This is a genomic window from Streptomyces bohaiensis (assembly GCF_012033785.1).
Taxonomy (GTDB): domain Bacteria; phylum Actinomycetota; class Actinomycetes; order Streptomycetales; family Streptomycetaceae; genus Streptomyces; species Streptomyces bohaiensis.
The window spans coordinates 3,648-18,187 of record NZ_JAAVJC010000084.1 but is presented as its reverse complement, the minus strand read 5'-3'; the positions used below and the strand labels follow the sequence as shown (position 1 = coordinate 18,187).

The following is a 14,540-nucleotide window of genomic DNA, read 5'->3' as shown; positions in this document are numbered from 1 at the left end:
CCCTCACACCGGCCGGGGCCGGGAGCGACACCGCTCCCGGCCCCGGCCGACGTCGTGCCCGCGTCGCCGCGGCGCACCGCCGGCGACGCGGCTCACAGCTCCCGGTGCACCTTGGTGTTGGACGCCTGCGCCCGCGGCCGGACGATCAGCAGGTCCACGTTGACGTGCGAGGGCCGCGTGACCGCCCAGCCGACGGTGTCCGCCACGTCCTCCGCGGTCAGCGGCTCCGCCACCCCGCGGTAGACGTCGGCGGCCCGCGCGCGGTCGCCGCCGAACCGGTTCAACGCGAACTCGTCCGTCCGCACCATCCCCGGCGCGATCTCGATGACCCGCACCGGGTCGCCGCAGAGTTCGAGCCGCAGCGTCTCCGCCAGCACGTGCGCACCGTGCTTGGCGGCGACGTACCCGCCGCCGCCCTCGTAGACGGCCTGACCGGCGGTGGAGCTGACCACCACGACGGTGCCGTCGCCCGAGGCGCGCAGCGCGGGGAGCAGCGCCTGCGTCATGTGCAGCACCCCGATGACGTTCACCTCGTACATGCGGCGCCAGTCCTCGGGGTCCCCCTCGGCCACCGGATCCGCGCCCAGCGCCCCGCCCGCGTTGTTGACCAGCACGTGGCAGACGCCGAGGTCGGTGGCGAAGGCGCGCACCGCGTCGCGGTCGGTGACGTCCAGCACCTGGGCGGTCGCCTCGTGGCCGGCGGCCGTCAACTCCTCCGCGAGCGCGGTGATGCGTTCGGTCCGGCGAGCAGTCAGCACCACCCGGTAGCCCTCGCTCGCCAGCCGCCGGGCGGTCGCCGCCCCGATCCCGCTGCTCGCCCCGGTGACCACGGCGGTGCGCTTCTCCATGACTGCTGCCTCCTGTTCGGCCTGGCCGCACGGACCGGACAGCGGACCGCGCCGCCGCCATCGTCGCAGACGGCCACCGCACCGGCCCGTCCGGACACCGCGTCCCCGCGCCCGCCCGGTGCCGGACCGCCGGCCCGGCACCGGACCGGCCGCGGGGGCGGTGCCGGAGGTCACGCGATGAGCTCCGCCGCCGGGGTGAGCGGTGGACGGGCCGCGGCGTCGTCGGCGGCCCACGCCAGATAGCCGTCCGGCCGGACCAGCCACTGGTCCCGCCGGCCCGGGTCCGCCCAGTGCTCGTGGACGGCGCCCCCGACACCGACGCCGACACCGGTGCCGGCGGGTGCGGCGACGGAGTCGGGGGTCACCAGCACGTGGCGGCCGGCGCGCAGCGACGCGTAGAGCCGGCCGCCGCCGCGCAGCGGCACGTCCACCGCCCGTCTGCCGACCAGGCGGTGCGCGCCCTGCGGTGCCGGGTACCGGATGTCGAGCCCGCTCAGCCGCCCGGCGATGCGCCGCCGCAGGGGTGGGAGCCCGCCCAGCAGCCCGGTCGCGACGGTGAGCCGGGCGAGGTCGGCGGCGCTCTCCGCGGTGGCGAGCCGCAGGATCGTTCCGCTGGACCGCACGACGGCGGCACCGACGGGGTGCCGTTCGTCGTGGTAGCTGTCGAGGAGCGCCTCCGCCCCGGGGACACCGTCCAGTGCGGCGGCCAGTTTCCAGCTGAGGTTGGCGGCGTCCTGGAGTCCGGTGTTCATCCCCTGGCCGCCCGCGGGCGAGTGGATGTGGGCGGCGTCGCCGGCGAGGAAGACCCGGCCGATGCGGTACTGCGGGACCTGCCGCTCGTCGCAGTGGAACCGGGAGAGCCAGCGGGCGTCGTACATGCCGTAGTCGGTGCCGTGGGCGCGCCAGACCGTGTCGCGGACGTCCGCGAGCTCCACCGGCGAGCCGGGTTCCCGCTCCTCGGCGGACCAGGCGAAGACCCGGTGGTACCCGTCGCCGAACGGGGCGAGGAAGGCGACCGCGCCGCGGACCCCCCGCACGGTGAGCGCGTTCTCCCCGGGGTCCTCCAGCAGCCGGACGTCGGCGACGACCATAGAACGCAGCACGGACACCCCGGGGAACGGTTGACCGAGTGCCCGGCGGATGGTGCTGCGGTGGCCGTCCGTGCCGACGACGTACTGGGCACGGACCGTGCGCACGGCCGGCGTGTTCGCCGGGTCCGCACCCGGGGCGCGCCGCAGGTGGAGCGTGACGCCGCTGCCGTCCTGCGCGAGCCCGCTGACCTCCGTGCTCGGCATGCAGCGGACGCCCGCCGCCCGGGCGCGCCGGGCGAGCAGCGCCTCGACCTGGAACTGCGGCGTCACCAGCAGGAAGCCGAACCGGCTGTCGGGGCGGGCGAGTCGGACGGTCACTCCGCCGAACAGGCGGACCTCACCGAGCGGGGCTCCGGTGTCCACGAGGTCGTCGGCGATGCCCCGGGCGTCGAGGAGCTCCAGGGTGCGGGCGTGCACTCCGAAGGCGCGGGTAAGCGGGGAGAGGCCCGGCGCGCGTCGCTCCACGAGCGTGACGCGGTGGCCGGCGGCGGCGAGATCGCCTGCGAGCAGCAGCCCGGTGGGGCCCGCTCCGACGACGGCGACCTCGGTGGCGTGGTGGCGGGTTCGGGTACCGGCGGTGCCGGACATGACTGCCTCCTCTGACCGAGTGGCCCGGTACGGGCCCACAAGCGTTGGCCATCAGGTGTTGGCCAACGAGTGTTGACGAGAGTAGCGACCCCATTACCGCGAGTCAACGCTTGTAGGCCCACAAGCGTTGGCCTAAGGTGTGCGCCATGATGCTGGAGGACCCGGCCCGCGCCGGAGACCACGAGGGGTCACGCCCCCCGCGCACCGGCGCGGACAGCCACGCCCACGGACCCCCCGACCCCGCTCCCGCACGCGGGCCCGGGGCGCGCGAGTCCCCGCCGGAGCCCTCTGCCGACGCATCGGGCGAAGAGCCCGCGCCGACGGCCGGCGGCTCCGCCGCAACCGCCGACACCCCGGCCGCCCCGACCCCACCGACCGCAGCCTCCGGCGTGTCGGACCCCGGCGCCGCGCCCCCGCCGAACGGGCGCCGCGCCCCCGTCCGTGCCGACGCGGCCGACCACACGGACGCGGCCGAAGCGGAACCCCGCGAGCCCGCGCGGCGCTCGGACGCCACCCGGGCCGCCATCCTCACCGCAGCCCGCGACCGCTTCGCCTGCGACGGCTACGAGCGCGCCACCATCCGGGCGATCGCCCGCGACGCGTCGATCGACCCCTCGATGGTGATGCGGTACTTCGGCAACAAGGCGGGACTCTTCGCCGCCGCCTCCGAACTCGACCTCCGCCTCCCCGACCTCGCCCGCGTCCCCCGGGACGACATCGGCGCCACCCTGGTCCGGCACTTCGTACGGCTGTGGGAGGGGAACGAGACCCTCGCCGCCGTCCTGCGGGTGGCCGCGACCAACCCGGCCGGCGCCGAACGGATGCGCACCGTCTTCCGCGACCAGCTCGGCCCCGCGGTGCGCGGCGTCTGCCCCGATCCGGCGCAGGCACCGGCGCGCGGCGCACTGGTGATGTCACAGGTGCTCGGTATGGCGCTGGCCCGCTACGTGCTCCGACTGCCGCCGGCCGTCACGCTCTCGGAGGACCAGGTCGTCGCCTGGCTCGGACCGAGCGTGCAGCGCTACCTGACCGCACCGGACGCCCACACCCCCGCCGGTCCCCCGGAGCGGGACCCCGGGGCAGCCGGCTGACGCCGTGGCGGGGTCCGGACGGCGGAGCCGCCCTTCCGTCCGCGGCCCGGCCCCACCTGTCACGGATGCGGTGCCACCCCCTCGGCCGAACACGGCCGCGCGCGCCGGCGGCTCAGGGGGGGGCGACCGTCCGACGGAGGTTCCCACCACCCCACCCGCGGGCGGAGCAGCCGACGGGATGGCGAGACCCGGGCGGGGCCGACCCCCGCCGTCCCGCCCCGAGAGACGGCCCCCCGAGCCCCCGTCCCGCCCCGCGCGGCGTCCGGGCCGTGCCCGGCGCCCGGCCACAAGGACCGGGCGCGGCGGGTCGTCAGCCCCGCAGCCGGCGCGCCGCCTCGGTCGCCCAGTAGGTCAGCACCAGGTCGGCGCCGGCCCGCTTGAAGCACAGCAGCGTCTCGTCGATGGCACGCTCCCGCTCGATCCACCCCTTCTCGGCAGCGGCCTCGACCATCGCGTACTCCCCCGAGATCTGGTACGCCGCCACCGGGACGGTGACCGCGTCCGCCACCCGGCGCAGCACGTCCAGGTAGGGCATCCCCGGCTTCACCATCACCATGTCGGCGCCCTCCGCAAGGTCCAGCTCCAGCTCCCGCAGCGCCTCCCGTCCGTTGGCGGGGTCCTGCTGGTAGCTCTTGCGGTCCCCGGTCAGCGAGGAGTTCACGGCCTCCCGGAACGGGCCGTAGAAGGCGGAGGCGTACTTCGCGGTGTACGCCAGCATCGCCACGTCGGTGCGCCCCGCCGCGTCCAGCGCCCGGCGCACGTGCCCCACCTGGCCGTCCATCATCCCGCTGGGCCCCAGCACGTCCGCGCCGGCCTCGGCCTGCACCAGCGCCATCTCCGCGTAGCGGGCCAGCGTGGCGTCGTTGTCCACCGCGCCCCGCGCGTCCAGCACGCCGCAGTGGCCGTGGTCGGTGAACTCGTCCAGGCAGAGGTCGGACATGATCACCAGGGCGTCGCCGGTCTCCGCCCGCACGTCGCGGATGGCGCGCTGCAGCACCCCGTCCGGATCGGTACCGGCCGAGCCCACGGCGTCCTTGTGCTCGGGGACGCCGAACAGCATGATGCCGCGCACCCCCGCCTCCGCCGCCTCGGCGGCCGCGCGCCGCAGCGAGTCACGGGTGTGCTGCACGACGCCCGGCATCGAGGAGACCGCGACCGGCTCGTCGATGCCCTCACGGGCGAAGACCGGCAGCACCAGGTCGGCCGGCCGGACCTGGTACTCGGCGACCAGCTCGCGCATCGCGGCCGAGCTCCGCAGCCGCCGCGGCCGCACATGGGGGAAACCGGCGTCGTCGACGCTCACATCGGGACCTTTCGCCTCACGGGAGTCTTCACCGGCACGCAGAACGGAACCCGTCCGGCCGCCGGTCGCACGCCTCGGGCCGGCCCCGCGCACCGGGGACGCCGCTGACCCGCGGCGCCACCGCGCTCCGCCGCCCGGCGCGACACGCACTCCTCACGGTACAGACCCCCGGCGCACCGACGGCGCGGCCCACGGTTCCCACCGTGGGCCGCGCCGTCGTCGTGCGTGCGCGGATGACCGGGCCGGGGCGAGCGGCCGGTCAGACCGAGCGCGGCCGCCTGCGCTGCGGGCGCTTCTCGCTCGGCCGCTTCAGCAGCTCGCCCGCGGCCAGCGCCGCCGCCCGCCGGTCGGCGCCGAACTCGGCCAGCGCCTCCGCCAGCCGCGCCACCGACGGCTCGGGCGCCATGACGTCCACCCGCAGACCGTGCTCCTTCGCCGTCTTGGCCGTCGCCGGCCCGATACAGGCGATCACGGTGACGTTGTGCGGCTTGCCGGCGATCCCGACGAGGTTCCGCACCGTCGACGACGAGGTGAACAGCACCGCGTCGAAGCCGCCGCCCTTGATCGCCTCGCGGGTCGGCGCGGGCGGGGGCGAGGCGCGCACCGTCCGGTAGGCGGTCACGTCGTCGACCTCCCAGCCCATGTCGATCAACCCGGCGACCAGGGTCTCGGTCGCGATGTCGGCACGCGGCAGGAAGACACGGTCGATCGGGTCGAAGACCGGGTCGTAGGGCGGCCAGTCCTCCAGCAGCCCCGCCGCCGACTGCTCCCCGCTGGGCAGCAGGTCCGGTCGGACGCCGAAGTCGATCAGCGCACGGGCGGTCTGCTCGCCGACCGCCGCGACCTTGATCCCGGCGAACGCGCGGGCGTCGAGCCCGTACTCCTCGAACTTCTCCCGCACCGCCTTGACCGCGTTGACGGAGGTGAACGCCACCCACTCGTAGCGCCCCGTCACCAGGCCCTTCACCGCACGATCCATCTGCTGCGGTGTCCGCGGCGGCTCGACGGCGATGGTCGGCACCTCGCTGGGGACCGCGCCGTAGGAGCGCAGCTGCTCCGAGAGCGAGGCCGCCTGCTCCTTGGTCCGCGGCACCAGCACCCGCCAGCCGAACAGCGGCTTGGACTCGAACCAGGCCAGCTCGTCCCGGTACGCCGGGGCCGACCGCTCGCCCACGACCGCTATCACGGTGCGGCCCCCGTCGGCCGAGGGCAGCACCTTCGCCGACTTCAGCGTCCGCTCGATGGTGCCCAGCGTCGCCGACCAGGTCCGCTGCTGCGTGGTCGTGCCGCCCACCGTCACCGACAGCGGGGTGTCGGGCTTGCGGCCCGAGGAGACCAGCTTCGCCGCGTCCGCGCCCACCGACTGGAGGGTCGTGGAGACGACGAGCGTCGCGTCACTGGCGCCTATCTCCGTCCAGCAGCGGCCGTCGGCGGTGCGGGCGTCGACGAACCGCACGTCCGCCCCGCCGGCGTCGCGCAGCGGCACACCGGCGTAGGCGGCGACGCCCGTCGCCTCCGCCACGCCGGGGACCACCTCGAAGGTGATGCCCTCCCGGGCGCACGCCAGCATCTCGCCGGTGGCGTCCGCGTCGAGGCCGGGATCGCCCGCCACGGCACGCACCACCCGCTTGCCGCCGCGCGCGGCCCCCATGACAAGATCTGCTCCATCGTCAGCCCGCTGCGGGCCGGACGCCGGCTCGTCCTCGACCGGCTGAAGCGGTGTGTCCGCTCCCGCCCTGATGTGTGCGCGCACCACCTCGTAGACCGGCGGGTCGGCGATCAGGACATCGGCCTGCGCCAGTGCTTCGACGGCGCGCAGCGTGAGCAGCCCCGGGTCTCCGGGTCCGGCTCCGAGGAAGGTGACGTGCCCGTGGGAGGTCACGCCGGACGGCTTCGGCTGGGCATGCACGCGTGCGGTGGTGGGGCTCAAAGCGCTCGCTCCCCCATCAGACCGGCAGCACCCTTGGCAAGCATCTCGTCGGCGAGTGCCCGGCCCATCGCTCGCGCGTGGGACAGGGCCTCCTCGACGGACGCGGCCACGGAACCGGTGGTGGACAGCTGCACCAGCGAGGAGCCGTCGATCGTGCCGACGGCGCCGCGCAGGCGCATGACGGTGGCCTTCTGCCCCTCGTCCCGGAGGTCGGCGAGCGCGGCGACGGGCGCGCTGCAGCCTGCTTCCAGTGCGGCGAGCAGAGTTCGCTCGGCGGTCACGGCGATCCGCGTGTGCGGGTCGTCGAGACCGGCGAGCAGGGCGGTGAGGTCCGCGTCGGACGCGGCGCACTCGATCGCCAGTGCCCCCTGGCCGGGGGCGGGCAGGACGGTGTCCGAGGGCAGGATCTCGGTGATCTCCGACTCCCGGCCGACCCGTCGCAGTCCGGCGGTGGCGAGCACGACCGCGTCGAGCTCACCGTCGCGGACGAATCCGATCCGGGTGTCGACGTTCCCCCGGATGGGGACGGTGGTGATCTCGCACCCCAGCGACCGCGCCCAGGCGTTCAGCTGCGCCATGCGGCGGGGCGAGCCGGTGCCGACGCGGACGCCCCCGCGGGCGGCGAGCCGCTCGAAGGTCAGGTCGTCCCGCGCGATCAGCGCGTCCCGGGGGTCCTCGCGCTCCGGCACCGCCGCGAGCGCGAGGTCGTCGGGCTGCGCGGTGGGCAGGTCCTTCAACGAGTGCACGGCGAGGTCGATCTCGCCGGCGAGCAGCGCGTCGCGCAGCGCCGAGACGAAGACGCCCGTCCCGCCGATCTGCGTCAGGTGCTCGCGCGAGACGTCGCCGTACGTGGTGATCTCCACCAGTTCCACGGGACGCCCGGTGCGCTCGCGCACCCGCTCGGCGACCTGCCCGGACTGCGCCATGGCGAGCCTGCTGCGCCGGGTTCCAAGCCTCAGGGGCCTCATGACGACCGCTCCTGTTCGGGGTTGCTGACGGCGGCCACCGCCTGCGGGTCGAGGTCGAACAGCTCCCGGAGCGCGACGGCGTAGTCGGCGCCGCCCGGCTCCTGGGCGAGTTCCTTGACGCGGACCGTCGGCGCGTGGAGGAGCTTGTCCACGACGCGGCGGACGGTCCGGGTGATCTCCGTGCGCTCGCGCTCGTCGAGACCTGGCAGCCGGCCTTCCAGCCGGCTCATCTCGGCGGCGACGACGTCACGCGCCATCGACCGCAGCGCGACCACGGTGGGCGTGATGTGCGCGGCGCGCTGCGAGGCGCCGAAGACGGCGACCTCGTCGGCGACGATCCCGCGCACCGCGTCGACGTCGTCGGCGACCGGGCCGTCGCCGCCGCCGGCCACCGCGGCCAGCGACTCGATGTCCACCAGGCGCGCGCCGGGCACCGCGCGCACACCGGCGTCGATGTCGCGCGGCATGGCGAGGTCGAGCAGCGCGAGGGGCCGCGCCTCGGGTCCGTCGGCCCGGCCGAGCGCCTGCCGCTCCCCCAGCGCCTTGGTGACGGCGTCGGCGGTGAGCACGGTGCCAGTGGCACCGGTGCACGAGACGACGATGTCGGCCAGGGCGAGCTCGGCGGCGACGGAGATGGCGTTGATCGGCACGGCGCGGGCGTGCAGCGAACCGCCCGCCTCGGGGCCGAAGCTCTCGGCGAGCGTGGTCGCGAGCCGCTCGGCCCGGTCCACGGTGCGGTTGACGATCACCAGTTCGGTCGCACCGGCCCGCGCGAGCGTCGCGGCCGACAGCGCCGACATCGACCCCGCGCCGATCAGCAGCACCCGCTTGCCGGCGACCCACTCGTCCACCGGTGCGCCGGCGGCCAGCTGCTCCAGCCCGAAGGTGACCAGCGACTGGCCGGCACGGTCGATCCCCGTCTCGCTGTGGGCCCGCTTGCCGACGCGCAGCGCCTGCTGGAACAGCTCGTTCAGCACCCGCCCGGCGGTCCGGCGCTCCTGCGCCGCCGCCAGGGCGTTCTTCAGCTGACCGAGGATCTGCCCCTCGCCGACCACCATCGAGTCCAGCCCGCAGGCCACCGAGAAGAGGTGGTGCACGGCGCGGTCGTCGTAGTGGACATAGAGGTGGGGGGTGAGCTCCTCGACACCCACGCCGCTGTGGCGGGCCAGGGCCGCGGTCAGCTCCGAGACGCCGGCGTGGAACTTCTCCACGTCGGCGTAGAGCTCGATGCGGTTGCAGGTGGAGACGACCGAGGCCTCCAGCACCGGCTCGGCCAGCGGGCAGCACCCGGCGCCGACCATCTCCTCCAGGAGGGTCCCGCGGGTGGTGGGGTCGATGGCGGCGCGCTCCAGCAGGCTGACCGGCGCGCTGCGGTGGCTGAGCCCGACGACGAGGACGGTCATGCCGGCATCGCCGCCGATCGGCCGCCGTCGGAACCGTCGGGGCCGCTGCCGGCGTCACCGACACCGTGGGGCGCGGCCCCGTCGACGACCGGGCGCGCCGGGACGTCGTCGGCGCGGCGCCGGGTGGCGGCGACGGGCGGGACGACGGGGGTGACCATGTCGGTGATGTCGGGGCCGGCGGCGGCCTCGCCGGCCTTGCGCTGCTCGTGGAAGGCGAGGATCTGCAGCTCGATGGAGAGGTCGACCTTGCGCACGTCGACGCCGTCCGGCACGGAGAGCACCGTCGGCGCGAAGTTCAGGATGGAGGTCACACCGGCGGCGACCAGCCGCTCGCAGACCTGCTGCGCGGCGCCGGCCGGGGTGGCGATGACCCCGATGGAGACGCCGTTGTCGGCGATGATCGACTCCAGCTCGTCGATGTGCTGGACGGCGATCCCGGCGACCGGCCGACCGGCCATGGCGGCGTCGGCGTCGATGAGGGCGGCGACCCGGAAGCCGCGCGAGGCGAACCCGCCGTAGTTGGCGAGGGCGGCGCCGAGGTTGCCGATGCCGACGATGACCACGGGCCAGTCCTGGGTCAGGCCCAGCTCGCGGGAGATCTGGTAGACGAGGTACTCCACGTCGTAGCCGACACCGCGTGTGCCGTAGCTGCCGAGGTAGGAGAAGTCCTTGCGGAGCTTCGCGGAGTTCACCCCGGCCGCGGTGGCCAGCTCCTCGGAGGAGACAGTGGGTACCGACCGCTCCGACAGCGCGGTGAGCGCGCGCAGGTACAGCGGGAGCCGTGCGACAGTCGCCTCGGGGATACCGCGGCCGCGCGTCGTTGGTCGATGGGGTCGGCCAGTTGCCACGTTGCTCCTGCCGGTAGTGCGAAGCGAAAGGCGGACACCGTGTACCCGTCCGCCCGATGGCGCCCAGGCTATGCCTTTGTGAACGCGTGCACAAAGATACTGTCCGTTTTGTCCGAGCAAAGTGACCGGTGCCACATGCATGGAAGAACGCACCGGATCACCCTCCTGTGGACTCGCCGACGACCGGCCCGCCACCCCCGGCGACCGGTCGACCACCGGTCGGCACGGCAGCCCCGGGGCCGGGGCGCGCACGGGGGGACGGCCTCGCATCGTATGCCAGAAACCGAGGGCACGACACGCGGAGCGACCAGCCCCGCACCGCCTCCGACCTGCCCACTCCTGCTCGACCGGGGCTCTGCGCCCGGCTTCGCTCACCCGGCCAGCGCCGCCCTGAGCCGGTCGGCCCGGACCCGCCAGAAGTCGTGCTGCGCACCGTCCACCAGCACCACCGGGATCTGCTCCCAGTAGCGGTCGTGCATCTCCGGATCCCGGGTGATGTCCCGCTCCTCCCACGGCACTCCGAGCTCGGCGCAGACCTCCTCGACCACCGCGCGGGCGTCGTCGCACAGGTGGCAGCCGGGCTTCCCCACCAGCGTGACGAGCCGGTCGGCGGGGTCCTTGCGCGCGGCCTGGCGGCGGAACAGCGGAGTCATGACCTCATTGTGCGCCGCCGCCACCGGGCCGCCGACCACACGACGTCCCCCGCGGTGGCGAGTGGTGAGAGTCACGCCGGGGCGACCCGGCCGGCGGGGTGGGCGCGGCGGCAGACCCCGGCCCCGGCGGCCGCGACGGCGCACGCCCCTGACGGGCGGCGACGCGCGACCGCCCGGGCTCACCGGGCGCCGACGAGCCCGGCGCAGTGGCTATCCTCGACCCCATGCGCCCCTGGTTCAGCCCCCGCACCCGGCTCGTCCCGACCAGGCGCAGCGTGACCGCGGGCGAGGCCTCGGCCGCGGCGGCGCTGGAGTCCGTGGAGGCGCTGGAGTCCGTGGAGGCGCACGAAGCGGCCGAGGCCCGGCAGCAGGACCTGGCGGGTGCCCCGCCCGGCGCCGGGAGCACACCCGACACCGCGCCCCCTGTCCTGCCGGCCCCGGCGGCGGAGCCCGCCTTCCCGGTCGTGGGCGACACCCGGGCCGCGGCCTTCTTCGACCTCGACAACACGATCATGCGGGGCGCCGCGCTGTTCCACTTCGGCCGCGGACTCTACAAGCGCGACTTCTTCAGCAGTCGCGACCTCGCGCGGTTCGCCTGGCAGCAGGCGTACTTCCGGCTCGCCGGCACGGAGAACAGCGGTCACATGGCGGAAGCCCGGGACAGTGCGCTGTCGATCGTGCGCGGCCACCGCGTCTCGGAGCTGATGAGCATCGGCGAGGAGATCTACGACGAGTACCTGGCCGCCCGGATGTGGCCGGGGACCCGGGCACTCGCCCAGGCCCATCTCGACGCCGGCCAGCAGGTGTGGCTGGTGACGGCGGCGCCGGTGGAGACGGCCACGATCATCGCGCGGCGCCTCGGGTTCACCGGCGCGCTGGGCACCGTGGCGGAGTCGGTGGCGGGCGTCTACACCGGCAGGCTGGCCGGCGAACCGCTCCACGGACCGGCGAAAGCTGTCGCGATCGACGCGCTCGCGGCGGGCGAGGGGCTGGATCTCGACCGCTGCGCGGCGTACAGCGACTCCGCGAACGACATTCCGATGCTGTCACTCGTGGGCCATCCGTACGCGATCAATCCGGACAGGACGCTCCGGGCGCACGCCCGGGAGCGCGGTTGGCGTCTTCGTGATTACCGGACGGGACGAAAAGCCGTCCGGTTCGGGGTGCCCGCGGCGGCCGCCGCGGGGGCGCTGGCCGGGGGGACCGCCGCTGCTCTGGCCCTGCGCCGCAAGCGTCGCTGACAGCTGGGCCCGGCACCCGGCACCCGGGCGCACCCCGACGGGCGCCCCCACCGAGTGATCACTCTCGTTCAAGCACCGATCAGATCCGATCAGGTGTCGATCATCCCTGCCATGGCGTTTGCATGGCGTAGCGGCGCCAACACGCAAGACTTCCGACTGAACCGGCGATTTTCGCAACTAGGTGTAGTGCGGAGTGTACGAAGCGTTATTCTCCTCTGACGCATCCGGCTCCACCGTCCCCAGCCAGGTGACGATGACCGGCCTCGTACTGAACGTGTTGGAAGCTCTGCCTCTGGGAGTCCCGTGTACCCACACGTCGGGGTTGACGCCTCGGGCCTGGCCACGCCCCACCTCGCGATCGTCGATCGGCTGCGCGCGCTCGTCCCCGCCGCGCAACCCGGCCCCGCGGTCGCCGCGGCCACCACCGCCGGTCCGGGGTACGCCATGACCGAGAGCACGACCGGAACCACATCGACCCGCCGGCGCGCCCGGTCCGGGACCACAGCCGGCCGCCGCCCGGTCGACAGCGACAGCCGCCGCATGATGGACCTGGTCGAGCGCGCCCAGGGCGGGGAGTCCGAGGCGTTCGGCCAGCTGTACGACCAGTACGCCGATACCGTCTACCGCTTCATCTACTACCGCGTCAGCAGCCGCGCCACCGCCGAGGACCTCACCAGCGAGACCTTCCTCCGCGCCCTCCGACGCATCGGCACCTTCACCTGGCAGGGCCGCGACTTCGGCGCCTGGCTCGTGACGATCGCCCGCAACCTCGTCGCGGACCACTTCAAGTCCAGCCGCTACCGGCTGGAGGTCACCACCGGGGAGATGCTCGACCCCAACGAGATGGAGCGCAGCCCCGAGGACTCCGTTCTCGAACACCTCTCCAACTCGGCGCTGCTGGAAGCCGTGCGCCGGCTCAACCCCCAGCAACGCGAATGCGTGACCCTGCGGTTCCTCCAGGGCCTGTCCGTCGCCGAGACCGCCAGCGCCATGAACAAGAACGAGGGGGCCATCAAAACGTTGCAGTACCGGGCAGTCCGGACACTCGCGCGACTGCTACCCGATGACGCTCGGTAGTCGCCCGACCGCAAGCGATCACATCATCATCCGGCCGTAACCCGAGTGCCCGGCCACTCGTTGGGGAGCTTGCAGGCTCTCTCTGGCCGGGTCCATCCGTCATATTTCACCCGAACGGGCGAATATCGTGGCGGACGGCAACCTCCGGTCCGCATTGGGGAGTCGACCATGCTGACGAGAGGAGGTGCCACCCCGTGCTGAGATCCGTTCCGACCAGCCGCCGGGCCAACGCCTTCGCCGAAGCCCTCGATGAGCCGCGACTCGGCGAGGCGCCGGCAGACCGAACGACACAGGAGCCAGGCTCCGCGCCGAACGACGCGGACCAGGCCGGACTTCTCTCCCTGGCGGAGGAGCTGCGGGCCGCGCCCCGCCCCGAGCTGAGCGCCGAGACGAGGACGACTCAGCGCGCTCAGCTCGTCGCCGCCATGGAGAACGCCTTCGGCGGTGCCGGAGGCGAGGCCGTGCCCGAGCAGCGGGGCGCCCGCCGCAAGGGCGCGCACCGCGCGACCGGCGCCGCGGGGGCCTTCGCACGCCTCCGCCCCAAGACCCGGCTGACCAAAGGCCTGGCGGCCGGCGGTCTTGGTCTCGGGGTCGCCGCCGGAGCCTTCGGCGGTGCGGCCGCGGCGAGCACCGATGCCCTGCCGGGCGACACCCTCTACGGCCTCAAGCGGGGCATGGAGGACCTCCGCCTCGACCTGGCGGGGAGTGACGCCGACCGCGGGGGCGTGCACCTGGACAAGGCCTCCACGAGGCTCGGCGAAGCACGGCGGCTGATGGAGCGCCAACGAGCCGGTGACCTCGACGAGGAGCAGGTGGCCGAGGTCCGCACCACGCTCTCCCAGATGCACAGCGACGCCGCCGAGGGGCACCGGCTGCTGAGTTCCGCCTGGGAGACCAACGGCTCCATCGACACGCTGCGCACTCTGTCGGCCTTCAACGAGCGACACGGCGGCAACTGGACCGAGCTGCGCGCCATGCTGCCGCCCCAGCTCCACGACATCGGCGACGAGGTCACCTCGGTGTTCGAGGCGATGGAGGACGACCTCCATCCGCTCCAGGCGCTGCTGCCGACGGGACGCGACGACCCGGGTCGGGCGGAGGACGACGCCGCACCGCCGGCGCCGCAACCCCCGGCGGGCACACCGGAGGTCGAGCCGTCGCCCTCCGCCCCCACCGACAGCCCGCCTGCCGCCGAGGAGGCGCCCCCGCAGCGGGAGGCGCCGGCGCCCCCGGAGGACCAGAAGCCCGAGCGCGAGGGGCTGCTGGGCGGGGGTGGCGGCGGGCTGCTGGATCCGCCGCCGCTACCGGGTGTCGGCGGTGGGGAATCCTCGCAGGAGTCTCCGGAATCGGGCTCGCCCGGACCGGAACCCGATGTGACGATTCCCCCGCTGATCGACGGCCTGCTGCCGGGGCTCGGCATCGACATAAGGAAGTCCGAGTAGCGGGTCGACCGCGCCTCTCTCACGCGTCGAAGGGCGGCACCGTAATCACGGTGCCGC

12 protein-coding genes are annotated in these 14,540 nt (G+C 74.4%); 4 read left to right on the top strand and 8 right to left on the bottom strand.

The window, feature by feature from the left end:
- Window positions 1-92 precede the first annotated feature (92 nt).
- Window positions 93-848 carry an SDR family oxidoreductase gene (locus HCN52_RS12070; protein WP_168088423.1) on the bottom strand — a complete coding sequence of 252 codons (756 nt, stop codon included), beginning with the start codon at window positions 846-848 and terminating at the stop codon, window positions 93-95.
- 170 nt (window positions 849-1,018) lie between these two features.
- The gene (locus HCN52_RS12065) at window positions 1,019-2,527 is read right to left on the bottom strand and encodes an FAD-dependent monooxygenase (RefSeq protein WP_168088422.1); all 1,509 of its coding nucleotides are present in this window, start codon (window positions 2,525-2,527) and stop codon (window positions 1,019-1,021) included.
- Between the two features lie 146 nt (window positions 2,528-2,673).
- Here HCN52_RS12065 and HCN52_RS26395 point away from each other — a divergent pair, with 146 nt between their 5' ends.
- Window positions 2,674-3,618, top strand: coding sequence for a TetR/AcrR family transcriptional regulator (locus HCN52_RS26395; protein WP_376767121.1), 945 nt, complete (start codon window positions 2,674-2,676; stop codon window positions 3,616-3,618).
- A 310-nt stretch (window positions 3,619-3,928) separates the two neighbouring features.
- On the opposite strand, the gene hemB is transcribed toward HCN52_RS26395, so the two are convergent.
- The 6 genes from hemB to HCN52_RS12030 all read right to left on the bottom strand — a co-directional run bounded on the left by hemB (window position 3,929) and on the right by HCN52_RS12030 (window position 10,723).
- Entirely contained in the window at window positions 3,929-4,921 is a 993-nt protein-coding gene (gene hemB / locus HCN52_RS12055; protein WP_312876658.1) for a porphobilinogen synthase, read from the bottom strand.
- Window positions 4,922-5,180: 259 nt separating this feature from the next.
- Entirely contained in the window at window positions 5,181-6,851 is a 1,671-nt protein-coding gene (locus HCN52_RS12050; RefSeq protein WP_209314443.1) for a bifunctional uroporphyrinogen-III C-methyltransferase/uroporphyrinogen-III synthase, read from the bottom strand.
- Window positions 6,848-7,819, bottom strand: a complete 972-nt coding sequence (gene hemC, locus HCN52_RS12045; protein WP_168088420.1) for a hydroxymethylbilane synthase — start codon at window positions 7,817-7,819, stop codon at window positions 6,848-6,850. The genes HCN52_RS12050 and hemC overlap by 4 nt, the downstream gene beginning before the upstream one ends.
- A complete protein-coding gene (locus HCN52_RS12040; RefSeq protein WP_168088419.1) occupies window positions 7,816-9,222 on the bottom strand; it encodes a glutamyl-tRNA reductase in 1,407 nt (468 codons plus the stop codon). Before HCN52_RS12040 ends, hemC begins: the two co-directional genes overlap by 4 nt.
- Window positions 9,219-10,070: a redox-sensing transcriptional repressor Rex gene (locus HCN52_RS12035; protein ID WP_168088418.1), complete on the bottom strand. Its 852-nt coding sequence runs from the start codon at window positions 10,068-10,070 to the stop codon at window positions 9,219-9,221. Before HCN52_RS12035 ends, HCN52_RS12040 begins: the two co-directional genes overlap by 4 nt.
- 371 nt (window positions 10,071-10,441) lie before the next feature.
- Window positions 10,442-10,723: a glutaredoxin family protein gene (locus tag HCN52_RS12030; RefSeq protein WP_168088417.1), complete on the bottom strand. Its 282-nt coding sequence runs from the start codon at window positions 10,721-10,723 to the stop codon at window positions 10,442-10,444.
- A gap of 224 nt (window positions 10,724-10,947) precedes the next feature.
- On the opposite strand from HCN52_RS12030, the gene HCN52_RS12025 reads away from it, so the two are divergent.
- From HCN52_RS12025 to HCN52_RS12015, 3 genes are all read left to right on the top strand, one after another.
- Window positions 10,948-11,964 (top strand): HAD family hydrolase, encoded by a 1,017-nt coding sequence (locus tag HCN52_RS12025; protein ID WP_168088416.1) that lies wholly within the window; start codon window positions 10,948-10,950, stop codon window positions 11,962-11,964.
- A gap of 303 nt (window positions 11,965-12,267) precedes the next feature.
- Window positions 12,268-13,041, top strand: a complete 774-nt coding sequence (locus tag HCN52_RS12020; RefSeq protein ID WP_168088415.1) for an ECF subfamily RNA polymerase sigma factor, BldN family — start codon at window positions 12,268-12,270, stop codon at window positions 13,039-13,041.
- Between the two features lie 194 nt (window positions 13,042-13,235).
- Complete coding sequence (locus HCN52_RS12015) at window positions 13,236-14,483, top strand: DUF5667 domain-containing protein (protein ID WP_168088414.1); 1,248 nt, start codon at window positions 13,236-13,238, stop codon at window positions 14,481-14,483.
- Window positions 14,484-14,540: the final 57 nt, after the last annotated feature.